This window comes from Aureimonas sp. SK2 (genome assembly GCF_029813115.1).
In the GTDB taxonomy this organism is placed as follows: Bacteria; Pseudomonadota; Alphaproteobacteria; order Rhizobiales; family Rhizobiaceae; genus Aureimonas.
In genome coordinates, this window is the sequence record NZ_JAPZDS010000004.1 from 173577 (window position 1) to 196792 (window position 23216).

At 69.3% G+C, this 23216-nt stretch carries 21 protein-coding genes; 8 read left to right on the forward strand and 13 right to left on the reverse strand.

Translation table 11 applies throughout. The features are described from left to right. Positions 1 to 4: 4 nt before the first annotated feature. The 7 genes from O5O54_RS07125 to O5O54_RS07155 form a co-directional block, all read right to left on the reverse strand. On the reverse strand, positions 5 to 1348 hold the full coding sequence (locus O5O54_RS07125; protein WP_407061671.1) for a VOC family protein: 1344 nt from the start codon (positions 1346 to 1348) through the stop codon (positions 5 to 7). 444 nt (positions 1349 to 1792) lie between these two features. Next, positions 1793 to 2125: a hypothetical protein gene (locus O5O54_RS07130; protein ID WP_279480155.1), complete on the reverse strand. Its 333-nt coding sequence runs from the start codon at positions 2123 to 2125 to the stop codon at positions 1793 to 1795. 165 nt (positions 2126 to 2290) lie between these two features. Then, positions 2291 to 2497, reverse strand: coding sequence for a hypothetical protein (locus O5O54_RS07135; protein ID WP_279480156.1), 207 nt, complete (start codon positions 2495 to 2497; stop codon positions 2291 to 2293). 116 nt (positions 2498 to 2613) lie between these two features. Further along, complete coding sequence (locus O5O54_RS07140) at positions 2614 to 2826, reverse strand: hypothetical protein (protein ID WP_279480157.1); 213 nt, start codon at positions 2824 to 2826, stop codon at positions 2614 to 2616. Between the two features lie 166 nt (positions 2827 to 2992). Further along, positions 2993 to 3475 carry a ribonuclease HI gene (locus O5O54_RS07145; RefSeq protein WP_279480158.1) on the reverse strand — a complete coding sequence of 161 codons (483 nt, stop codon included), beginning with the start codon at positions 3473 to 3475 and terminating at the stop codon, positions 2993 to 2995. A 61-nt stretch (positions 3476 to 3536) separates the two neighbouring features. Next, positions 3537 to 4916 (reverse strand): HAMP domain-containing sensor histidine kinase, encoded by a 1380-nt coding sequence (locus O5O54_RS07150; RefSeq protein WP_279480159.1) that lies wholly within the window; start codon positions 4914 to 4916, stop codon positions 3537 to 3539. Next, on the reverse strand, positions 4903 to 5583 hold the full coding sequence (locus O5O54_RS07155; RefSeq protein WP_279480160.1) for a response regulator transcription factor: 681 nt from the start codon (positions 5581 to 5583) through the stop codon (positions 4903 to 4905). Before O5O54_RS07155 ends, O5O54_RS07150 begins: the two co-directional genes overlap by 14 nt. Positions 5584 to 5748: 165 nt before the next feature. Between O5O54_RS07155 and O5O54_RS07160 the strand changes: the two genes are divergently transcribed. After that, positions 5749 to 7401, forward strand: a complete 1653-nt coding sequence (locus O5O54_RS07160; protein WP_279480161.1) for a phosphoethanolamine--lipid A transferase — start codon at positions 5749 to 5751, stop codon at positions 7399 to 7401. Continuing rightward, the gene (locus O5O54_RS07165; protein WP_279480162.1) at positions 7398 to 7778 is read left to right on the forward strand and encodes a diacylglycerol kinase; all 381 of its coding nucleotides are present in this window, start codon (positions 7398 to 7400) and stop codon (positions 7776 to 7778) included. Before O5O54_RS07160 ends, O5O54_RS07165 begins: the two co-directional genes overlap by 4 nt. 30 nt (positions 7779 to 7808) lie before the next feature. Here the strand turns inward: O5O54_RS07165 and O5O54_RS07170 are convergent, their stop codons facing one another. Beyond that, entirely contained in the window at positions 7809 to 9797 is a 1989-nt protein-coding gene (locus O5O54_RS07170) for a GGDEF and EAL domain-containing protein (RefSeq protein ID WP_279480163.1), read from the reverse strand. Positions 9798 to 10050: 253 nt separating this feature from the next. On the opposite strand from O5O54_RS07170, the gene O5O54_RS07175 reads away from it, so the two are divergent. From O5O54_RS07175 to O5O54_RS07185, 3 genes are all read left to right on the forward strand, one after another. Continuing rightward, positions 10051 to 11094: a class I SAM-dependent methyltransferase gene (locus O5O54_RS07175; RefSeq protein ID WP_279480164.1), complete on the forward strand. Its 1044-nt coding sequence runs from the start codon at positions 10051 to 10053 to the stop codon at positions 11092 to 11094. A gap of 427 nt (positions 11095 to 11521) precedes the next feature. After that, on the forward strand, positions 11522 to 11959 hold the full coding sequence (locus O5O54_RS07180; protein ID WP_279480165.1) for a DUF2231 domain-containing protein: 438 nt from the start codon (positions 11522 to 11524) through the stop codon (positions 11957 to 11959). Beyond that, on the forward strand, positions 11956 to 13275 hold the full coding sequence (locus tag O5O54_RS07185; protein WP_279480166.1) for a sorbosone dehydrogenase family protein: 1320 nt from the start codon (positions 11956 to 11958) through the stop codon (positions 13273 to 13275). Before O5O54_RS07180 ends, O5O54_RS07185 begins: the two co-directional genes overlap by 4 nt. Before the next feature lie 13 nt (positions 13276 to 13288). Here O5O54_RS07185 and pdxA read toward each other — a convergent pair whose 3' ends face one another. From pdxA to nanR, 5 genes are all read right to left on the reverse strand, one after another. Continuing rightward, complete coding sequence (pdxA, locus tag O5O54_RS07190; RefSeq protein ID WP_279480167.1) at positions 13289 to 14290, reverse strand: 4-hydroxythreonine-4-phosphate dehydrogenase PdxA; 1002 nt, start codon at positions 14288 to 14290, stop codon at positions 13289 to 13291. A 166-nt stretch (positions 14291 to 14456) separates the two neighbouring features. After that, positions 14457 to 15299 carry a sugar phosphate isomerase/epimerase gene (locus tag O5O54_RS07195; RefSeq protein WP_279480168.1) on the reverse strand — a complete coding sequence of 281 codons (843 nt, stop codon included), beginning with the start codon at positions 15297 to 15299 and terminating at the stop codon, positions 14457 to 14459. Between the two features lie 6 nt (positions 15300 to 15305). Next, a complete protein-coding gene (locus O5O54_RS07200) occupies positions 15306 to 16151 on the reverse strand; it encodes a phosphogluconate dehydrogenase C-terminal domain-containing protein (protein ID WP_279480169.1) in 846 nt (281 codons plus the stop codon). Between the two features lie 42 nt (positions 16152 to 16193). Beyond that, positions 16194 to 17450 (reverse strand): ribulose-bisphosphate carboxylase large subunit family protein, encoded by a 1257-nt coding sequence (locus O5O54_RS07205; protein WP_279480171.1) that lies wholly within the window; start codon positions 17448 to 17450, stop codon positions 16194 to 16196. 71 nt (positions 17451 to 17521) lie between these two features. Beyond that, on the reverse strand, positions 17522 to 18244 hold the full coding sequence (gene nanR, locus O5O54_RS07210; protein WP_279480173.1) for a transcriptional regulator NanR: 723 nt from the start codon (positions 18242 to 18244) through the stop codon (positions 17522 to 17524). 289 nt (positions 18245 to 18533) lie between these two features. On the opposite strand from nanR, the gene O5O54_RS07215 reads away from it, so the two are divergent. The 3 genes from O5O54_RS07215 to O5O54_RS07225 all read left to right on the forward strand — a co-directional run bounded on the left by O5O54_RS07215 (position 18534) and on the right by O5O54_RS07225 (position 23069). Further along, positions 18534 to 19580: an ABC transporter substrate-binding protein gene (locus tag O5O54_RS07215; RefSeq protein ID WP_279480174.1), complete on the forward strand. Its 1047-nt coding sequence runs from the start codon at positions 18534 to 18536 to the stop codon at positions 19578 to 19580. Between the two features lie 68 nt (positions 19581 to 19648). Continuing rightward, entirely contained in the window at positions 19649 to 22120 is a 2472-nt protein-coding gene (locus O5O54_RS07220; protein ID WP_279480177.1) for an ATP-binding cassette domain-containing protein, read from the forward strand. A gap of 4 nt (positions 22121 to 22124) precedes the next feature. Beyond that, complete coding sequence (locus O5O54_RS07225; RefSeq protein WP_279480179.1) at positions 22125 to 23069, forward strand: ABC transporter permease; 945 nt, start codon at positions 22125 to 22127, stop codon at positions 23067 to 23069. Positions 23070 to 23216: the final 147 nt, after the last annotated feature.

The following is a 23216-nucleotide window of genomic DNA, read 5'->3' on the forward strand; positions in this document are numbered from 1 at the left end:
CCTCTCAAGCCGCGTCGGAACGCAGGCGGCCGGCAAGCGCGGCACGCACGCCCTCGATCGAGCGGGCGACGGCGTCCTCGTAGACCTGGAACTCGTCGGCGACCGGCGATCCCAGCGCCTCCTCGAAGGCGCTCCGGCTGGCATTGCCGGCATAGCTCCGCTGCTCCTCGCCGCCGAGATTGGACTGGAAGATTCCGGCCGCCGAGACGGGGAGGAAGTCCTCGTAGACGATCGGATAGGCCTCGACATGGCCCGCCGCCTCGAGCGCCTCGATCGATAGCGCGTCGAGCCCGGCCGGGGCGACGGCCCGCCCCTTGGCCGTCAGGACGAAGCGGAAGTAGCCGAGCCCCTCGCGACGCAGCGTGTCATGGTCGTCGGGAAAGGCCTGGAAAACGTCTGCCAGCCGCGTCGCGTAGTCGGCGCCCGCATTGCCTTGCCCGCCGGCGTCGCGCACCTGCGACAGGAGCTCGTCGTAGAGCGCGCGGCCCTTGGGCGTCAGCGCCAGGCCGCGCTGCTCGATCTCGCCGAAGCGGGCGGTGTGGGTTCCGGCCTCGCCTCCGCCTTCCCCGCGGAACAGGATCGGCTCCTCCAGGGCCTTGAAGCTCGTCTGGCGCAGGAGGATCGGGCAGCGGCGCGTCGGCGGGCCTTCGATCACGTCCTTGGCTGCGATTCCGCGCGCAGGCATCTCGGCCTGCACCGCGTCGATGTCGAGCGTGCGCGGCGTCAGGTGGTTGATGTGCGGCCCCTTGAAGCACACGACGTCGGCGATCAGGCGATGGACGGCGGACAGGCGCTTGTAGGTCTCGCTATCCACCGTCGCCTCGCGGTGCCAGCGGAAGGTCTCGACCGCCTCCGCGACAAAGCTGTCGGCTTCCGCATCGGTCAACCCGCCGTTACGCTCCGCCGTCTCGATCAGCGAAAGGGCGCCCGGCGTGAAGATCCGTCGGCGCGCCAGGATCGCGGCGGCTTCCGCACGCAGGCCCTCATCGGCAATCAGATCGAGCCGCAGGAGCGAGGTGAAGACGCGGAACGGGTTGCGAGCGAGACTTTCCGCATGCACCGGGCGGAAGGCCGTGGAATGGACGGGCACGCCTGCCACCGACAGATCGTAGTAGCCGACCGGCTGCATGCCCATGACCGCGAAGAGCCGGCGCATGGTGAAGAGTTCACCCGCCGTGCCGAGCCGGATGGCGCCGTGTCGTTCGAGGTCGATGCGCTCCAGATCGTCCGTACGCTCCAGATTCGCCCGCAGGCGGGGATCGGCCGCCAGAGTTGCCGCATTCACGTCGGCCACCAGTTCCATCAGCGTGCCGTATTGCGGCACCTCGGACCGGTACATCCGCGACATGGTCTGCGAGAACCGGGTCCGGATCTCGTCCGGCGTGACGAAATGCGCGTCGCTCAAGGCTCCACTCCCTTCAGGTCCGATGGGTCGCCCAAACCGCCTGGAAGGGGTCGGGTATCGCCATACTCTTCCTCTTTCCGGCGAGGATTCTCAAACGACGTTCGTACATGAGGTCATGCCGTCCGTGAATGACGCAACCCGGGAGAGGCCCCGGCCACCCTCGGTTCGAGCGAGGCGTCTGGCCTTCTCGGCTTTGAGGCCACGGAAGGGGCAAGCGCTCCTTGGGCGCGCGATCATGTCCGCAATGGCATGACCCCGACGCCAGATCGCCGTGACGCGGCGAGGCGGTGGCGGGCCGCCACGACCGCCGTACCCGATGGCGAAGGCATCTGTCCCGGCCGGGCCGTCGCCGCGCCGCGCCGGTTTGAGGTGGCGCCGGGTTGCCCGTCAGGCAACTTTGGCCAGAGACACCTTGCGCTTCGACGGCAGGCCGGGCTCGCGGTCGAACGAGGCCTGGTCGCGGCATTGTTCGAAGAGCGCGAGGCCCACCTTGCCCGCGGCTTCCCAGAGCGCGTGCTCGCTGCATTCGGCGGCGATCACCAGCGCGATCCGCCGCATGTGCGTGCGCGCGACGCAATAGGCCGCCAGCGCCGCGCGCTGGAGCGGCGGCAGTTCGCGCACGGTTTCGACGACGCGCTCCTCGGAGGAGCGAAGGAGCAGGGCCAGAAGTTCGAGGGGAACGGGACAGGTCGGCTCGTTCGGGCGATACCGGTTGCTCATGCACATGCTCCAAGCCTTGTGAATCGCGGATCGTGATCGGATGCCGATGCAAATAGCGCCGCGCGACGGCCGGAAATCCCTCAAGATTTAGGGATCGCCGAAAGGGACTGTTCGGGATGGCGGCACCGTCCGGCCGGGGCCGTGCCGCCGGCGAGCACGCTTCGCTCAGGCCGGCCGGGTACGACCGTGGTCCCCTTCCGCCACCTTGAGCTTCTGCTGCGTCTCCAGGGAGATCGCCAGCGAGCGAAGGACGCATTCGGTCAGTCCGGCGACCCGTACTTCGAGCAAGCGGTTCGACAGCGCCGGCCGGAGGATCGGAACCGGGACGAGGAGCCCGAACAGGAAAACCAAGATGATCGTCAACAAGGACATCCAAGCCTCCAGCCGCATCGAAAGGAATGTCCGGCACGGCATGACCGCGACTTGTGTCTCGGCCGGTCTTCGGGTCTCGGCGGATGCGCCGCGAGCGGGCCGGCCCGAAGGCGGCGTCAGCCGCGCATCTCGTCCTCGAAGCCCATTCGCCAGGACACGCCGTCGGCGCTTTGCGGACGATAGGGGTTGTCGCGCCGTGTGAGGCCGCGGCTGGCGGCCTGCGCGCCCTCCATCCGGACGATGTCGTCCCGCGTCAGACGCAAGCCCCGCAGGGCGGCTTCTAAGAACGCCATGTCGTCGTCGACTGAAAGATCCTGTATCCGGCTCATTCCATCCTCCATCCATCGCAACCCAAGGTTCTGATGATTGGCTGGTCTGGAGCTTGCCAACCGGGAAATCCGGGGTGGACGCACACGCATGGCGACCTAAGACGCTGTCTTTCCGCCTGCCGGACAGGCCATCGCCGGGGGGCGCGGCGAGACCGACGGAGCCTTTTCAGGCAGCGGCGGTCGCGGCGGCCCGCGCCAGGCGATCCACGTCCTCGTTCTCCCGGTGCCCCGCAGGGCCCTTGACCCATGTCCAGGCGATCTCGCGCCCGCTCGCCAGGGCATCGAGTTCCTGCCACAGGTCGCGGTTCCTCACCTTGCGGCCCTCGGCGTTCTTCCAGCCACGGGACTTCCAGGGCCGAACCCACTCGGTCATCCCCCTGACGAGATACCGGGAATCCGAGAAGACCGTCGCGGTACCGGCCGGGAACGCCTTCAGCGCCTCGATGGCGGCGACCATCTCCATGCGGTTGCTATCGGTCGCGGCGACGCGGCCGGTGAGGACGACGGGCTCGGCAAGGCGGCCGTCGTCGCAGAGGATGCGGATCGTCGCCGCCCAACCGCCCGGCCCCGGATTGCCGGCACAGGAGCCGTCCGTGTGGATCACCGCGTGGCGTCGGGAAGCGGGGCGGTCGGGGGCTTCGGATTCCATCGCCCGGGCGTAGCAGAACCGGCAGGCGGCGTCCCGGTCTCGCGAACGACCATCCCGTCTGTCAGATGCCCGCGTCGATCGATGGAAGCGCGAGGCGCATGCGCAGGCCGGGTTCGGCGTCCGTCGCCTGGACGCTGCCGCCGTGCAGTTCGGCGACGGAGGCGACGAGCGCGAGGCCGAGGCCATGGCCGGGCGTCGCCCGGCTGCGGTCGAGCCTGTAGAGGCGGCGGAAGACCTTGTCCCGCTCGTCTTCCGGAATGCCCGGCCCGTCGTCCACGACCTCGGCCAGAACCGTGCGCGCTTCGAGGTCCTGCCGCAGCGCGAGGCGGATCGTGCCGGGCGGCGGAACATGGGTGATGGCGTTCTCGATCAGGTTGGCGAGCGCCTGGGTGAGGAGGTCGCCGTCCCCCAGGACGCGCAGACCCGGCTCGATCCGGCATTCCAGACGGTGGCCGGCATCCACCGCCACCTCGCCGTAGACGTCGGCGACCCGCTCGGCGAGATCGGAGAGGTCCAGCGCCCGGAAGCGGGCCTTGCGCGCGCCGGCCTCGATCTGCGCGATGCGCAGGAGGGCGTTGAAAGTGTCGATGATGGCGTCCGTCTCGGCGACCGCCGCCTCGACGGCGCGTTCGAGATCCGCCTTGTCGGCGCTCCGGGCGATCCCTTCCAGACCCTGCCGCAGACGTGCGAGCGGCGTGCGCAGGTCGTGCGCGATGTCGGTCGAGACCTGCCGCAGGCTTTCCACCAGCGTCTCGATCCGGGCGAGCATCACGTTGATGTCGGTGGCGAGGCGGTCGAGTTCGTCGCCTCGTCCGGAGACGGGAAGGCGCAGGTCCAGCCGCCCTTCCACGATCGAGCGCGTGGTGGCGGCGATCGCATCGACGCGGCGGCTCGGCCCGAGCCCTACGATGATGCCGCCGACCAGCGCCAGCGCCAGGGTGACCACGCAGCCGGTCAGGATGGCCGAAAGGAGGATGGAGCGGATCGTCTCCAGGATGTCGGAGCGGCGCGCGGCAAGGACGCGGTAGTCGCCGAGAACGATGCCCTGGGCATAGAGCGTGTCGCCCCGTGCGCCTTCGGTCGCGCTGGGGGCCGCCGGGGTCAGGCGGGTGGCGCTCGCGCCCGGTATCCAGGCGTCGGCCGGCAGGTTGCCGACGAGGCGCTCGCCGTTCGGCCCGAGCAGCAGGAAGAAGCGGTCGTCCGCCGCGCTGTCGACCCGCTCCTCGACCTCCTGGCGAAGGCCGCCCTCCCCCCCTTCATCGTAGCCGTGGACGAAGAGTGCGAGATCCTCGGCGATGGAGGCGCGCACGATGGTCTGCATCTGGGTGCTGGCGGCCACATAGGTGACAGCCATGATGAGGACGGCCGAGACACCGAACATCAGCCCGTAGCCGAGCGACAGGCGGAAGGTGATGGTGCGGAACCGGTCAGGCAGGCGCATCGAGAAGATAGCCGGAGCCGCGCACGGTGCGGATCATCTCGGCCCCGAACGGCCGGTCCACCTTGGCGCGCAGGCGGCTGACATGGGTTTCGACGACGTTGGTCTTGGGATCGAAATGGAACTCCCAGACCCGCTCCAGGAGCATGGTGCGCGTCAGCACCCGTCCCCGGTTGCGCATCATGTATTCCAGGAGCCGGAACTCGCGCGGCTGAAGCTCGACAGGCTGGCCGGCACGCGAGACCGTGCGCGCGATCAGGTTCATTTCGAGGTCGCCGACGAGAAGCACGGTTTCCTCGCGCCGTTCCGGCACGGCGCGGCGGGCCAGGGCGTTCAGACGCGCCATCAGCTCGGAAAAGGCGAAGGGCTTCAGGAGATAGTCGTCGGCGCCGGCCTCCAGCCCCTCGACGCGGTCGTCCACCCCGCCGACGGCGGTCAGGAAGATGGCGGGCGTGCGCCGGCCGGCCGCCCGGAGCGCCTTGAGGAGCGACAGGCCGTCGAGGTCGGGCAGCATCCGGTCCACCACGGCGGCATCGTAGGGGCGGGTCAGCGCGAGTTCGAGGCCGAGCGCGCCCCGGCCGGCGTGATCGACCTCGTGGCCCTCCTCGCGCAGACCGTTGCAGACATAGGCGGCGGTGGACGCGTCGTCCTCGACCAGCAGCACCTTCAACCCGGCATCCTCCGTTTCGGCATCCGGTTCTAGCCCGGTTCCGCTCCCGTTTCACGCCGGGGCTCGCCGCTATACCAAACCGTATAGTTTCGGCGACGTGGCGCCGAACTGAGGTCGCTATGGAAGGGCGGCCGGAGCGTCCCGGCGCCAACGGACCCCTTGCCCATGCGCCTTGCCAGACCCACTATTGCCAGCCTGCCGCTGGCCGCCCTTTGCGCGGCCTACATCCTGTTCGCCACCAACGGCACCTTCTGGCGCAAGGGCTTTCTGTATTTCGGGGACCATCCCCTGCACCTGGCAGCGCTCGGGCTCGGTCTCTTCCTGCTGCTGTTCTGCCTGCTGGCGGCCCTCTCGGTCCGCTACGTCCTGAAGCCGGCCGCGATCGTGCTGATCCTCGTCTCGGCCGCCGCCTCCTACTACGTCGACAGCTACGGCATCCTGATCGACCGCGAGATGATCGCCAACATCGCGAACACGACCCATGCGGAGGCCGGCCATCTCGTCACCGCCGGCTTCCTTCTCCATCTCGCGCTGTTCGGCCTGCTTCCGGCGGCTCTCGTCGCGCTCGTGCGCGTGCGCCACCACCCGTTCAGGCGGAAGGTCCGGCAGAACTTGGCCGTGATCCTGCCCAGCCTGGCGCTGGTGATCGCCATCGCGCTCGGCTTCTATTCGAGCTACGCCTCGACGTTCCGGATGCATCGCGACCTCATGGCCAGCCTCAACCCGGTCGCGCCGGTCGCGGCGGTCGTGAAGTTCGCCGAGCACTGGGACGGCGAGCGGACCTACGTGGCCGCGCCGCTGGGGACGGACGCCGTCGCCGGCCCGCGGCTCGCCGCGGCGAAGAAGCCGGTCGTGACCGTGCTGGTGGTCGGCGAGACGGCTCGGGGCCAGGAATTCTCGCTGAACGGCTACGGACGCGACACCAATCCCGAACTCGCCCGGCGCGGGGTGGTCTCCTTCACCGACGTCTCGAGCTGCGGCACCTCGACCGCCGTGTCCGTGCCCTGCATGTTCTCCAACCTGACGCGGGCCGGCCATTCCGACGAGAAGGCACGCTCGGTGGAGAACGTCCTCGACGTCCTGGGCCATGCCGGCCTCGACGTGCGCTGGATCGACAACGACACCGGCGCCTACCACGTCGCCGACCGCGTGCCCTACGCGTTCCTGCCCGACGGGGCCGATCCCCGGTTCTGCGAGGGCGGCGAATGCCGCGACGAGATTCTGTCGGACCGGCTCCAGGCGGAGCTGAAGACGGTGACCCGGAACACCTTGATCGTGCTGCACCAGCTCGGCAGCCACGGGCCGACCTATTTTCAGCGATACCCCAAGGATTTCGAGCGCTTCACGCCGGCCTGCCACACCGCAGAGTTCGCCGACTGCGAGCGCCAGGAGATCATCAACGCCTACGACAACACGATCCTCTACACCGACCACGTTCTGGCCGAGGTGATCGACCAGTTGAAGGCTCGGACGGACTTCGAGACCTCGATGCTCTACCTCTCCGACCACGGCGAGTCGCTCGGCGAGAACGGGATCTATCTCCACGCCATGCCCTATATGCTCGCGCCGTCAACGCAGACGCATGTGCCGATGATCGCCTGGGTCTCCGACGGCTTCGCGCGGACGATGGGCCTCAACACCGCATGCCTTTCCGGCCGCAGGGATGCCGCGCTTTCGCACGACAACCTGTTCCACACGCTGCTCGGTCTGAACGACGTGCGCACGGCCGTCTACGACGCGGAGATGGACGCCTTCGCACCGTGCCGCCCGGCCGGGACGCCGACGCAGGTGTCGGCGCTGACGGGAGGCCGCCCGTGAGCGTCGAGGCGCGGGCGGCACCGGCCAAGCTGCGCGGCCTCGCCCATCTCGCCGCCGCCGGCCGCTACTCGCTGGCCGGCCTCGTGCGCCTCCTTGGCGAAGCGGCTTTCCGGCACGAGATCGCGCTGGGAGCACTCCTCGTCGCCTCGCTTGCCATGGAAGGCGTGGCGACGTCGGACCTCCTGATCCAGGGCGTGCTGCTTCTCGTCCTGGCGGCGACGGAGGCGCTCAACACGGCGATCGAGCTGATCGTCGATCGCGTCTCGCCTGAGTTCTCCCTGTTCGCCCAGCAGGCCAAGGACCTCGGCTCGTTCGCCGTCTTCTGCCTCCTGGCGGCCAATCTCGGCTTTGCCGCCGCGGTGCTCCTTCAGGCCTGAAGGAACGGGTGCCGGGAGCGCGTCGGCGCGTCAGGCCGGGGCATCCTGGACGCCGCGCCGGCGCACCGTGGCGATGCGGCCGGCCTCCTGCGGCCGGCCGAGGAAGAAGCCCTGGACCATGGCCCCTTGCGCCTCGCGCACGAAGTCGAGGTGCTCGGGGGTCTCGACGCCTTCCACCAGCACCCGCATATCGCGGTTGCGCAGGAGCTGCAGCACGTCCTGAAGGAAGAGCCGGCCGTCCTCGGAATCGATGCGGTGAAGGAAACAGCGGTCGACCTTCACGACGTCGAAGGTGATCATCTGGAGCCATTGCAGCCCGGCATAGCCCGTACCGAAGTCGTCGAGCCAGATCTGGACGCCGAGAGCCTTGAGGTTGCGGATGACGTCCAGGATATGGGCATCGATCGAGATGTCGATGCCCTCGGTGATCTCGAGCGCCAGCGACGACGGCTGGAGCCGCAGCTCGCCGAGGAGGCGCGCAACGTACATGGGAAAGCCGGGCGCCCGCAACTGCACCGCCGACACATTGACCGAGACCCGATCGGCCACCCCGGCGACCAGGATGTCGGTACAGGCCCGGCGCAGCACCCAGCGGCCGATCTCGCCGATCAGCCCGGTGCGCTCGGCCACGGGGATGAAGACGGTCGGGCTGATCGGCGTCCCGTCGTCCGTCCGCAGTCGCATGAGCGCCTCGACGGCGCAGACGCGCCCCGTGTCGAGGGCCACGATGGGCTGGTAGACCAGCGACGCGAGATCGTCCTTCAGGGCACGGGCGAGGAGCTCGGCGATCTCCTGGTCGGGATGCACGCTTTCGGGAACGCTGGGGTCGAAGCAATGGGTGCGGTTGCGCCCCTCCGCCTTGGCCAGATAGAGGGCGCGATCGGCCTCGCTGCTGATGCGCTCCAGATCCGGGCTGGTGCCCAGGCGCGTCATGCTGGCCCCGATGCTGACGGTCACGATGCCCATGCCGTCGGAGCGTTCGGAGTGCTGGACCTCCAGCGCCTCCACGGCCCCGCGCAGGTCCTCCGCGAAGCGCAGGAGCGCCTCGCCGTCCTCGACATGGCAGAAGGCGATGAACTCCTCGCCGCCGTAACGCCCGACGATCGCCCGGTGCGGGCCGGCCGCGGCGTCGAGGGCGCGGCCGACGCAGATCAGACAGTTGTCTCCGGCCTGATGCCCATAGCGGTCGTTGAAGGTCTTGAAATAGTCGACGTCGATCAGGAGGACGCCGATCGCCCGTCGATCGGTGTTCCAGCGCTCCCGGTACGCGACATACTCGTCCACAACGGCACGCCGATTCCGCAGCCCCGTGAGATGGTCCGTGTTGGCGATGCGGGCGAGTTGCAGGCTCTTCTCGCGAACCGCCGTCTCGTTGATCCGGGCTCGCGTCTCGTTAAGGAATGTCGCATAGCGCTCGAAGGTCAGCTCCCAGGAGAGGTAGAGGGCGAACCACAGGAAGATGAGGAAATAGGCGACGAGGACGAGCTTCGTCCCGACCGAGGCGTCGGTCGCCGCGACGGCGGCGCAGAAGAGAAGCGTGATGGCCGTCGAGCAGGCGGCGCTCACCCCGAAGCGGAACCGGAAGAACAGGCTCGAGCTGACGACGAAGACCGTCCCGAAGACCATGAACTGTGCGAAGGTCTCCTGGTGGATCGTCGATCGCGCCGCGAGGATCCAGGCGCCGGCGGCGGCGAAGAGGCCCGTCGCGCAGGTCAGGTTGACGGCCTGCAGCTCCGCGTCCCGCCACACCTGGAACTCGACCAGGGCCAGGATCGCGAGCCCCAGGAGGATGCGTGTCGACGCGCTGTAGACGCTGACGTCGGGAAGCAACCAAAGGTCGAACAGGCCGAAGGAGGTGAAGCAGGCGACCGCCGCGCGGACGCCCTGCTGGAGCGAGGCGCGGTCCGCCCGGTCCGTACGCTTCTCGAACAGGCGTCGCAGCGTCGGATCGAAACGCTTCCAGCGAGGCTGAACCAGCGCCTGGTCTATCCGCCCAGCAAGATCGTCGTGGCCGGCCATCAAGGATGCATCTTTCCCATCTGCGCCGCCCGCGCCCGGAACGCCACGGTGTCGACCGCCCGGTCCAAACGCAGCGGATCGTGGTGGCCCGGGCACGGGCCGCCACCCCACCATACGCGTAGGTTATTACCGACTGCTGAAGCGGGTGTTTGATAAGTTGAACGTGATATAAGAAAACCTTAAAAAAACGTATAAGTTTGTCCGCGTTCGCGCCACAGTCGCCTCGGCACCATCGCCACGGAATCAGGCAGACATGAGCGAAACCGCAGTCGACTTCGATGGACAAAGCCTCATCACGGGCAGTCTCGTGAGATCTTCCCGGCTCTCCCCTCCGTCCGATGACGAGCCGTCCCGGTTCGAAATCGCGTCGAGCCAGCTGTTTCCCATCCTTTCGGCCGCCGAGCGCGCCTTCATGGATGGCCTCGAACCGAACGGCATCGTGGAGCGCCTCGCCGCCCGCCTCCATACGCTGCGCCGATCCTCGTCGCAGGCACTGTGGGATGCGGTCGTCGAGCTCGCGCAGCGGCATTCCATCCGCCGCTTCCTGATGCAGGATCCGCTGACCCATTGGTCGGCGACCAAGCCGCGCGGCTACTCGGGAGACGCCGGTCTCCTCGATATCTACTACAAGCATCCGAGCATGGATCACCTGCTGGCGGACTGCACGCCGCTCGGTCGGGCGATCTACGACTACACGTCGGAAGTTCCGGCTTGCGAGGCCGGCCGCGAGCGCTGCCGCATCCTCGCCCGGACCGTGGACGAGGCGGTGGAACGCACGGGCGAGGGCGCGCAGATTTTCGCCGTCGCGGCGGGGCACCTGCGCGAGGCCGAGATCTGCGGAAGCCTCCCGGCGGGGCGGATCGCGCGCTGGGTGGCACTGGACCAGGATTCCGTCAGCGTCGAGGTGATGGCCGGCGCCCATCCCGGCAGCGTCGTCCAGCCCTTGAACGGCTCCGTGCTCGGACTCCTGCGCCGGTCCTACGATCTCGGGACCTTCGACCTCGTCTACGCCTCCGGCCTCTACGACTACCTGCAGGACAAGACGGCCGTGAAGCTGCTGCAGCGTCTCGTCGAGTTCCTGAAGCCCGGGGGCACGCTGCTGTTCGCCAACTTCAGCGACGAGATCGTGTCGGACGGCTACATGGAGACCTTCATGGACTGGCCGCTGATCCTGCGCTCGGAGGCGGACATGTGGCGCATCGTCAACGCCAGCGTCGACCGCAACCTGTTCGAGGCCAGCGTGTGGTACGGCGCCAATCGCAACATCGTCTACGCGACACTGCGCCGGCACGGATAGGAATGGGATACGCACCGGGCAGAGCCGATGCGCCCTGCCCGGTCGCGCGTCCGAGCGCCGTTCCGCCTGCGGCGTGCCTCTGGGGAACCGGCGGCTTCGCATACCGGTCGGGCACGGGTTTCGGCGGCGTCGCCGGAACACGGAGGCGCCGGGAACGACGGCAACGCTCCTCGCGAGTGCTTCGGGCCCGGACCTTCGATCACGCGGCTCCGTACCGTCCTCGGTTCCGCGCGGAACGCGGCGGCAGGCGTCGACACGGCATGCCGCCCAGCCGAGCGATGTCGAGGTCGGCTCCGACCGCAATCCATGCGTCGCCAAACACAGGCATCCTTACCAGAGGGCCGAGAAACCCTAGTTCGCCCATGGGTGGACCGAACCTCCGGAGGCTCCGGTCCTTCCGCGAATGCCGCGTTTCGAGGGAGTTGGCATGTCGAGTACGAGTGAAGCGCCTGGATCGTTTTCCGAAGGTCTGCACGGGATCCTGCTCAGCTTTCCCGTCGCCCTGTTCGCCACCGCGCTGGCCTGCGACCTCGCCTATCTCGGAACGGCCGAGATCCAGTGGACGAACTTCGCGAGCTGGTCGATCGCCGGGGCTCTCGTCTTCGGCGGACTGGTGCTTCTTTGGGCGCTGGTGGACTGGCTGCGCCAGCTGCGCCGGCCGGGCGGGGGGCGTCGCTTCACCTATCTCGTCGTGGTGGCGGTGCTTTGGGGCGTCGGCCTCGTCAATGCCTTCCACCACGTGCGCGACGGCTGGAGTTCGGTCGGCCTCACCGGCCTCCTTCTGTCCATCGCCTCGACCGTCCTCGCGCTTGCCGCCGGCTGGATGATCTTTTCCCGAAATGGCCGCCCGGAGATCGCACGATGAACAAGGCGTCCCTAGCCCTCGCCGTCTCGGCACTCGCCCTCTCCGGCTGCGAAGGCAGCGACCCCAATCTGAACCAGACCGGCGCGCAGCCCGATCTGCCCGCGATCCGCGAGGCGCTGATCCCGCCGATGAACATCGCAACGCCCGCCGGCTGGAACGAGACCCTCCCGACCGTTCCCGAGGGCTTCACCGTGTCCGCCTTCGCCAGCGACCTGTCGATCCCACGCCAGATGCTGGTGCTGCCGAACGGCGACGTGCTGGTGGCCGAGGGGCGCGGCGGCAACGCGCCGGCGCTCCGGCCGAAAGACGTGATCGCCGGCGTCATCAAGAAGCGCGGCAATTCAAGCGGCACCGGCGGCCATCGCATCACGCTCCTGCGCGATGCCGACAACAACGGCGAGCCGGAAGTGCGCACCGTCCTGATCGACGGGCTCAACGCGCCCTACGGCCTCGCCTTCGTGGACGGCTTTCTCTACGTCGCCAACCAGGATGCGCTCCTGCGCTTCCCCTATCAGGACGGCCAGACCGAGATCACCACCCGCGGCGAGGAGGTCACCAAGCTTCCGTCCGCGATCAACCATCATTGGACGAAGTCGCTGGCGGCCAGCGCCGACGGCTCCAAGCTCTATGTCGGCATCGGCTCCAACAGCAATGTCGGCGAGCGCGGCATGACGGTGGAGGAGGAGCGGGCCGTGGTCTGGGAGATCGACCGCGCGACGGGGGCGAGCCGGACGCTGGCACGCGGCATCCGCAACCCGACGGCGCTGGCCATCGAGCCGACGACGGGAGCCCTCTGGGCCGTCGTCAACGAGCGCGACGAACTCGGCCCGCAGCTCGTACCGGACTACCTGACCTCCGTGAAGGACGGCGCCTTCTACGGCTGGCCCTACAGCTACTGGGGCAAGAACATCGATCCGCGCGTCGAGCCGCAGAGGCCGGACCTCGTGGAAACCGCCATCGCCCCGGACTACGCGCTCGGCTCGCATGTCGCCGCGCTCGGCCTGTCCTTCACTACGGACGGCGGGTTCGGCGGCCCGTTCGCGCAAGGCGCCTTCATCGGCGAGCACGGAAGCTGGAACCGGCAGGACCTCTCCGGCTACAAGGTGAGCTTCGTGCCGTTCGAGGGCGGGCGACCGGCGGGCGACCCGGTGGACTTCGTCACCGGCTTCCTGACCGGCGAAGGCGAGGCGCGCGGCCGGCCGGTCGGCGTCGCGTTCGACCCGGCAAAGCGCATCCTCCTGATCGCCGACGACCTGTCGCACACGATCTGGCGCGTCGCCCCGGCCACGCAGGCACAGGCTTCGCTGACCCGTTGACCGGTCGGGCGCCTCAGGCCGCGGCACCCGCCGCGGCGGCGAGGCGCTCGGCATAGTCGAAAGCCGTCTCGAGGCTCGCGGGATCGGCGAGCCCCTTGCCGGCGATGTCGAAGGCCGTTCCGTGGTCGGGGCTGGTGCGCACGAAGGGCAGGCCGAGCGTGACGTTCACCCCCTTCTCCAGCCCCATGTACTTTACCGGGATAAGCCCCTGATCGTGGTATTGCGCGACCACGATGTCGAAGCGGCCCTGGCGTGCCTGCATGAACACCGTGTCGCCCGGCCAGGGACCGGACGCGTCGATCCCCTCGCTCCGCGCCGCCTCGATCGCCGGGGCGATGATGCGGATTTCCTCCTCGCCGAAGAGCCCGCCCTCCCCCGCATGGGGGTTGAGGCCCGCCACCGCGATGCGGGGAGCCGCGATCCCGAGCGCGAGGCCCGCCCGGTGGGCGAGGCGCATGGCGCGCATCTGCGCTTCGTGGTCGCCCCGCCGGATCGCCTCGGCGAGCGAGCAATGGATCGTGACGAGCACCGTGCGGATCTCGTCGTTGGCCAGCATCATGGCGACATCGGGCGTGCCGGCATGGTCGGCGAGGATCTCGGTATGGCCGGGATAGGAGAGCCCGGCCGCCGACAGCGCCTCCTTGTGGATCGGGGCCGTCACGATGCCGCGCACCCGCCCTTCGCGCGCCAGCACGATCGCGGCGATGATCGCGTCATAGGCCGCCCGTCCGCTGGCGGCCGAGACTTCGCCGACAGGCGGCAGGGCGCCCATCCGCGAGCTCGCGAGGACGTCCAGCACCCCCGGCTCGAACCGCGCGTCCTCCAACCGCTCCACCGCATTCACGCGGGCCTCGGTGCCGAGGCCGCCGAGAGCCTCGCGCAGCACGGCGGGGTCGCCGACCGCGACCCAGCGCCGCCGTTCGGGCCGGCGCAGGAACATGCGGGCCACGATCTCCGGTCCGATGCCGGACGGGTCCCCCATGGTCACCGCCATGGGTTTCGAAGGATCGGACATCGGCGGGTCTCCGCTACGGCCAGGAACAAGCCCACGGCATAGGCGAAAGGCACAGAAGACGAAAGCGTGCCCCCGCCGAGCCCCGGGCGGGAGTGCGTGCGGGGACGGGCTTGGTCCATCGAGGGTGGAGGGCCGCGTCCGATCCGGATCCATCGGCCTCGACGGGTCATGTCGCCGAGCGATCAGCCTCCAGCGCGTCGAGGAAGGCGAGCGAGCGGCGGAGCGCTTCGCGCAACGTTTCGAGCGACAGCGGGTCGGCGCGGCGTTCGGGGTCGCGCCGGCCGCTCCGGTCGAGGCGCAGGGGCAATTCGATGCCCACCGGGCAATCGCGCGGCAGATGCCGCCAGACGGCGCGCCAGTCGATGCTGCCGTCCCCGAGCGCCGTGAAGCGCCAGCCTTCGGGCGACGTCGCGACATCCTTCAGGTGGACGTGGCCGATCTCGGAACCGGCGCCGGCGAGATCGTCCTCCGGACGCACGGTCTCGCGGCTGTAGGTGAAGACGTTGCCGGCATCGTAGTTGAGCTTGAGATGGGGCGAACGCAGCCGCGCGACGAGGTCCGCCCCGGCCGCCCGATCCGGAACGAGGTCGCCCGCGCCGTGGCCGGGGTTCTCCAGGGCGAGAACGATGCCGGCGGCCTCGCAGGCCGGCAACACCGCGACGATGCAGCGCTCGATCGCCTCGCGCGCCGCGGCCGGCCCCGCATTGGTAACGAGGAACCGGGCGCCGAGCCCGGCCGCGAAGCCGAGCCGTCGGCGCAGCCGCTCCTCCGCGCCCGGCCGCGACAGGTCCATATGCGCCGACACCGCCTGGACGCCGAGCCCCGCGTTCGCGATGGAGGCCGCAAGATCCCTGGCGGCGCGATCCTCGAAGGCGCTCTCGTCGAAGGCGACATAACCCTGGATGAAGGCCGGCTCCACGTTTTCGGCCCCGGCGCGCGCGATCTCCTCGATGGCGAGCGCCATGGGATAGCCGTCGAACAGGGCGGTGGAGACGGAAGCCGGCCGCATTGGACCTCAGGTGCCCTTGCCGAAGACGATGAGTTCGGAGGCTTCCCGGACCTTAGGTGGCGAAAGCGCCTCGCGCCAGTCGTCCTTGACCACCACGCCCTTGGCGAAGCGCATCAGGCGGAGCGCGGCGTCGGAGGGCACCTTGGGCGAGAAACCGAACCACATGGCGATCTCGACATTGAGATGGCCGATCAGGAAGTCCATCGCCGCCGCGCGCGGGATGCCGTACTTGGTCGCGCACTCCTCCACGGCCTCGACCATGGTGTCGACGAAGGGCATGGCGATCATCTCGGACAGGCCGGGCTCCAGGATCGCCAATTGCTCCACCGTGACGCGATGGGCCTCGATGATCGGCGACCACATGGCCCGGCAGATCTCCTCGCCGAGCGCATAATGCTCCTCCGGCCCCTGCATCAGGGCGCAGACGATCGACTGGCGCGCGATGCCGCCGTGGTAGTCGCGTCGCGCCTCCCACTCCGTCTCGTCGTTGAAGAGCGGCGGGTGGCAGGGATGGCCGACGAAATAGGTGAGGTCCGGCCGGTCCTTCGGCAACGCGTCGGCGTAGGGCGCGGCGGCGTCGAGGATCAGCAGCATCGTGCCGGCGGCCAGATGGGGCGAGAGCTGGCGCGCGACGTCGCCGATGATGTTGTCCGGCAGCGCGAGGACGACCACCGCCGCCCCGGGCACGCCCTCTTCCGCCGCAACCGCCGGGATGCCGGCTTGCGCCAGGCGCGCCCGGCCCGCCTCGCCGATCTCGACCGCGCGCACGTCGTAGCCGGCATCGACCAGCTTGCGCGTGACGCGGAAGCCCATCTTGCCGCCCGAACCCAGAATTGCCACCGATGTCGCCATGTCGTCCTCCCAGACCGCTTTCGTTTTGCGGCGCGCGCCGCGTCAGCCGAAGGCTTCGAGGGCGCGCGCCAGTGCCGGATGGCTCCGTGCATGGGTGGCCGCCGGCACGCCGGCGATCGCCGCCTCCCAGGCCTCTTGGACGCTGCGCACGCCGGCCTCGATGCCGTCGGGATGGCCGATGATGCCGCCGCCGCAGCAGTAGATGAGGTCGGCCGAACCGACGCGGGCATAGGTCTCGGCAGCCTGCACCGCCGTCTGCGCCGAGGAGAAGACCGGCATCACCGTATCGGGCCGCGCGGGATCGTCGAACATCGGCGTCAGGCAGGCACGCCCGGAGGCGACGACGCTCTCGTCCGGTTCGCAGAACTTGTTGGACAGGCCGTTGCAGTGGAGATGGTCGACCCCTGCGAGGCGCCAGAACTTCTGGTAGGCGACATAGCTCATGCCGATGTCGGGCGAGCGGCTGTAGAGGCCCCAGCCGGCGCGGTGGCCGTGCAGGGCGACGTTCGCGTGGCGCCGGACATGGGCGACGCCCGCGAGCCCGACCGAGTTGAGCACCAGCATGGCGCAGGTGCCGCCGCGCCGCTCGATCCGGTCGAGCCGGCGGCGCATCGCGTCGATGTCGCCGGAGATGTTGGCGGCGTACATGACCTTGCGCCCGGTGCGGTCGGCATGGCGGTCGATCACGTCCATCACGGCGTCGAACCGCTGGTCGAACGGGCAGTGGGGCGGATCGCCCATCAGCTCGTCGTCCTTGATGAAGTCGAGGCCGGACGCGGCCAGCGTGTCCACCAGCGCGGCCGTGGCGGCGGGGCCGAGGCCGACGCTCGGCTTGATGATCGTGCCGATCACCGGCCGCGTCTCGACGCCGGTCAGCCGGCGCGTGCCGGCGACGGCAAAGGCCGGGCCGGGATAGGCGGCCGTGAAGTCGTGGGGAAAGGCGATGTCGAGGAGCCGAAGGCCCGAGAAGTGGTGGAGTTCGAAGCAGTTGCCGAGAACGGTGGACCAGACCGTCGGAAGGCACGGACCGGTGTTGGCGAGGCTCCAGGACACGGTGATCTCGGCGCGCCGGATCGGGCCGCCGGCCGGACCGCGGCTGCCGGGCAGCGAGGGCGCTTCGACCTCCCCGATCGGCTCGATCGCCTTGACGCGCGCCCCGAACTCGCGCACGAGTTCGGGCGTCTCGCCCGGCGTCTTCAGGAAGGTGCCGGACGACTGCTCGCCGGCCAGCGCCGCCGCGGCCACGTCCACGGGATAGGCGGTCTCCACGAGATAGCGGGCGACGATCCGTTGCGGCACGATGCACTCCTCCCCTTCGGAGAAGAGGTAGCATCGCGCTCAGCAAAAGTCATCACATAAGTTATCAGAAATCAGGCCGTGGCTTTCCAATCGCCCGTCTGCAGCAGATGGCTGTAGAGCGTGTTGGCGCGCGCGATATGCTCGGTCATGGCGATCGACGCCGCATCCGCATCCCCGCTCGCGATCGCCTTGTAGATCCGCTCGTGCTCCTGGATGGTCAGGCGCTCGGCGCCGGTCGCGGCCACGAGGTCGCGCTTGAAGCGCGACAGCCAGTCGAGCATGCCCTTGGTCACGGCGGCGATCATGGAATTTCCGCTCATCTCGGCGATGATTCCGTGGAAGGCCATGTCGGTGGCTAGGAACTCCGCCCCGACCTCGGCATGGCGCAGCTGGCGGTTGTTCTCGGCGAGCCGCTCCAGATCCGCCTGGGTCGCCTTGCGCGTCGCCATGGCGACCAGGGCCGATTCGAGAAGCAGGCGGGATTCCTTCAAGTCCTCCAGCCCGCGTGCATTGGTCGCCAGCATCATCACCATGGCGTTGGAAATCTGGTCGATGATCACATCCGGCGTCGGCTTCACCACGCGCGCCGGCGCGCCGTGAAAGATCATGATCAGGCCCATGCGCTGGAGCGACTGCAGCGCCTCGCGGATGGCGGGACGCCCGACGCCCGTCATCTCCATCAGTTCGCGCTCGGACGGCAGCTTCGAGCCCGGCGGGAACTCGTTGGAGACGATCGCGCCGACCAGGCGGTCCAGCACTTCCTCGTAGAGCTTCCGCTTGCGAATGGGCTCCATGGCACCGTCCTTCCCGAACGCCGGCCGCTTCAGCCGGCCCGTTTCCTCGCGAACCATCTAGAGCATCGGATGGCGCGCAGTAAAACCACCTTACCACACCCCGCCATTGACGTCACTCATGTGATGACTTAAGCCTGTCGATGCCATCGCGGTCGGAGGAAGCGATCGGCGACGCCCCGCCGCCTCGGTGCGCGGATGCGTCCGCCGCGGCTTGCCGCCTTGGACTGCCAGGAAGCGCACGAGCGGGAAGCGGTCGAAGAGCCGCCCGCCGTCAGGGAGGATTTCAAGGATGCCCAAGACCCTTCTTCTCGCGGCGATGCTCGCCTCGTCCGCCGCGGCCCTCGGGGCCGCCGGCTCGAGCCCTGCGCTCGCCGATCCCGCCAAGCCGGTGATCGCGCTGTCGAACTCGTTCTACGGCAACACCTGGCGCCGGCAGATGGTGGATTCCTTCACCGAGGCCGCCGAGAAGGCGAAGGCCGAGGGCAAGATCGCCGACTACGTGGTGCTCAACGGCGACGGCAGCGTCGCCCAGCAGAACAGCCAGCTCGCCGAGCTGATCCTGCGCGGCGTCGACGCCATTGCCATCAACGCGGCTTCCGAGACCGCGCTCAACGGCACGGCGGCCAAGGCCTGCAAGGCCGGCATCAAGGTCATCGCCTTCGATTCGCTCCTGACCGACCCCTGCGCCACCAAGCTGTCCTTCGACTTCACCGGCTACAAGACGGAGCAGGCGGAGAAGACGCTGAACCTCATCGGCGACAAGGGCAACGTCATCGTCGTGCGTGGCGTGAAGGGTTCGGGCCCGGACAACCTCATGTACAGCGCCCAGAAGGCGGTCCTCGACAAGCATCCGGACGTGAAGATCGTCGCCGAGGTCTACGGCCAGGCCACGGCCTCCGTCGCCCAGAGCGCGATCGCCAACGTCCTGCCGAGCCTGCCCCATGTCGACGCCGTTCTCGGCCAGGGCGGCAGCGACGACTACGGCATCGTCCAGGCCTTCCAGCAGGCCGGCGGGCCATACGCCGAGCAGATACCCGTGATCGAGGGCGGCGGCAGCTCGGACTTCGTGATCTGGTGGAACGGCGTCGCCGACAAGGGCTACAAGACGACCTCGATGAACACGACGCCCGGCATCGGCGGCGCGGCCTTCTGGCTGGCCTACCAGATCGCCAAGGGCGCCGAGGCCGAGAAGGACCTCGTCATGCCGGTCGCGACGGTGGACGAGACCAACCTCGCGGAACGCGCCAAGGACCTCAAGCCCGGCCTCATCATCAGCCCGTCCTTCGACGAGGCCTGGGTCGTCTCCAACCTCCTCGGCGGCAAGGGCGTCCAATAGGCGCTCCGCATCCGGCGGCCCGGCACGCGGGCCGCCGCTCAAGCATGCACGGGAAGGACGGGATGCGGATGATCCACGAGAGACCGGCCGCGATGGGTGCGGCGACGGCGCTCGGCCCGCCGCTGGTCGTGGCCGAAGGCCTCGGCAAGACCTACGGCACGACGGTCGCCAACGCCGACCTCACCTTCTCGATCGGGCGGGGCGAGATCGTCGGCCTCGTCGGGGCCAACGGCGCGGGCAAGTCCACCTTGATGCGCGTCCTGTGCGGCGTGACCGAACCCGACACCGGCCGGCTCGTCGTCGACGGGGCCGCGATCGAGCCCGGCACGCACTCGCCGCGCGCCGCTCAGGCGCTCGGCATCCGCATCGTCTGGCAGGAACTCTCGCTTCTGCCCAACCTCACCGTGGCGGAGAACTTCTATGTCGAGCGGCCCGGCCAGGCCGGCCTCTCGCCGGCCTGGCGCCGCACCTATGCGCGGCTGGCAGAGGAGAGCCTCGAGGCCATCTTCCCCAAGGCCGGCATCGCGCCCTCGACGCTTGTCGCCGATCTTTCCATCGCCGAGCGGCAGATGCTGGAGATCGCGCGCGCGGCAAGCGACCCGCGGCTTCGCCTCCTGATCCTCGACGAGCCGACATCCTCGCTCGGCAGCGAACGGAGCGCGCAGCTGCGCCGCTTCATCGCGCGCCGGGCGGCGGAGGGGCTCGCCGTGGTCTTCATCAGCCACAAGCTCGCCGAGGTGCTGGCCGTCTCCACCCGCGTCATGGCGATGCGCAACGGTCGCCTCGTCTGGCAGCGGCCGAGCACGGAGACCGCCATCGCCGACCTCGTGACCGTCATGGGCGGCGCGGCGATCCACGAGGCCGAGGCCGCCCGCGCCGGCGCCGAGGGGACGACGTCCGACGCACCGGTGCTGGTGCGCATCGACGGCCCCGTCACGGGTGCGCTGGGGTACCCCGTCGAGTTGCGCGCCGGCGAGATCGTCGGTCTTGCGGGGCTGGAGGGCAGCGGCCAGAAGCCGATCCTCCAGGCGATCTTCGAGCCGCGCCGCGACCGCGCCGTCCAGCGGATGGGCCGCGCGAGCTTTGTTTCGGGTGACCGCCAGCGCGAGGGCGTCTTCCCGCTCTGGAGCGTCCTTCAGAACATCGCAATCGGCCGCATCGCCGGCATGCGCGGGATCGCGCCGGTGCGCGACGGGCGGGAACGCAGCGTCGCAGCAAACCTCGCCGACCGGCTCGGGCTCGACCGGGGCCGCATCGATTCCCCGATCCTCGACCTGTCGGGCGGCAACCAGCAGAAGGCGATCGTCGCCCGCGCGCTCGCCGACGACGCCGACATCATCCTTCTCGACGACCCGACGCGCGGCGTCGATATCGGCGCCAAGCGCGACTTCTACGGCCTTGTCGGCCAGATGGCGGACGCGCGCCGGCTGGTGGTCTGGCATTCCACCGAAGACCTCGAATTCCTGGAATGCGACCGCGTTCTCGTCTTTGCGGGCGGACAGATCGTGCGAGAACTGCGCGCGGGCGAAATCTCCGAAGACGCGATCGTCGCTGCCTCCTTTGTGGAGGCCGAGGGCGGCAAGGCACCCGCCGGGGCACCCGTTGCGGGCGGCAGCGGCCTGATGGACAAGCTCCTGCGCGTCGTGCCCTTCGCCAGCCTCGTGCTGGTCTTTGCGATCATGGCGAGCCTCAATCCGCGCGTCGCCTCCGCCTTCGGCCTCGAACTGCTTCTCGCGCCCGCCGTGACGCTCGTGCTCGTCGCCATCGCGCAGATGTTCGTGGTCGGCGGCTCGGAGATCGACCTCGGCGTCGGCGCCTTCACCGGCCTCGTCAACGTGGTGAGCGCGACGATCCTGGTAGTGGCGCCGGGTCTCGGCCTCCTCTGCCTCGCCGGCGGGCTTCTCGCCTACGGCGCCATCGGCCTCCTGATCCAGGCGCGCGCCATTCCGGCGATCGTCGTGACCCTCGGCACCTCCTTCATCTTCGCGGGGCTCGGGCAGACGATCCAAGCCTCTCCCGGCGGGTCGAGCCCAGAATGGCTGAGCGGCCTCCTCGCGCTGTCGGTGCCCGGCGTGCCGACGCCGGTGGTCCTGATCCTCCTGGCCGGCGCGCTCGCCTTTCTGATCGACCGCTCGCCGGTCGGCACGGTCCTGCGCGGCTTCGGCAGCTCGCCCCTGGCGCTCCAGCGCTGCGGCTGGTCGCCGGTGCGCTATGCCGTCCTGCGCTATCTGATCGCCGGCAGCTTCGCGACCGTCGCGGGCCTCTACCTCACGGCCGCCAACGGCGCGAGCGACATCAACGCGGGCGCGTCCTTCACGCTGCTCAGCATCGCCGCCGTCGTGATCGGCGGCTGCCAGCTCATGGGCGGCGTGATCCGGCCCGTCGGCACGGTCGCCGGCGCGGTGACCCTGGCTCTGATCGGCGCGCTTCTCGCCTCGCTCGGCGTCAGCACCGACTACAACGCCGCCGTCCAGGGGGCGCTCCTGATTGCCATCCTCAGCCTCCAGACGCTCGCCGCCTGGCGGGCTCACCGGGGTTGATGCCATGAAAGCCGTCCTCCGCCGCGAACGCTGGGTCTGGCCCCTCCTCGGCATCCTCGTCCTCTGGGCGGCGCTGGTCCTCGTGACGGACCGGTTCAGCCTCTACAGCCTGTCGGGCGTCGCGGCCTCCGCGTCCTTCCTGCTTCTCCCCTCGCTCGGGCAGATGCTGGTGATGACCTCGGGGCGCGGCCATATCGACCTGTCGATCCCGAGCGTCGTCACCCTGTCGGCCTATCTGACGACCACGGTCTCCGGCGGCCAGAATGGGCGGCTCTGGGTCGCCGTCGCCGTCGTGCTGGCCGCGGGACTGCTGATCGGCGCGCTCAACGCGCTCCTCGTCCTCGCGCTGCGCATTCCCGCCATGATCGCGACGCTGGCGAGCGGCTACATTCTCGCGACCGCGACGCTGATCGTGAACGGCCACGTGTCGGGCTCCGGCTCCGCACCGATGCTGGCGGGCTTCGCAAGCGGCCGGATCGGCGGCCTGCCGGTGATCGCGGTGGTCGCGCTCGTCCTGGCCGCCTTCTGCGCCGTCCTGCTGCGGGTCACGAGCTGGGGCCGCAAGCTGTCGGCCGCCGGACAGAATGCCGAGGCCTCGCGCCTGTCCGGCATCCGCGTCGCCCGGGTGGATGCCTCCGTCTTCATCGCAAGCGCAGTCCTGTCCGCCGTCACCGGCTGCCTCCTGTCGGGCTATGCCGGCGGGGCGTTCCTGGAAATGGGCAACCCTTTTCTTCTTCAGTTCGTGGGCGCGGTCGTGCTCGGCGGAACGCTGATCGCGGGCGGCATGGCGACGACGCTCGGCACCCTCTTCGGCGCCTTCCTGCTCGTGATGATCGTCACGACCATGCAGGTCGCCGGCCTGCCGCCGGGAATGCAGGACATCCTGCAAGGCGCCGTGATCATCGGCGTGCTGATCGTCGCGATGCCCTCGGGTCGCAAAAGCGCCTGAAGCCGAGGGCTTCAACGGCCACCGCTGCCAGGCTTCCAAGGTTGTCCGATAGACCGCACGCCGAGAGCAGGCCACGGTGCGACAGCCTGGCGATCGGGCCGCGATGTCCGCCGATCGATCCGGATTCGGCAGGTCGCCGGCCACGAC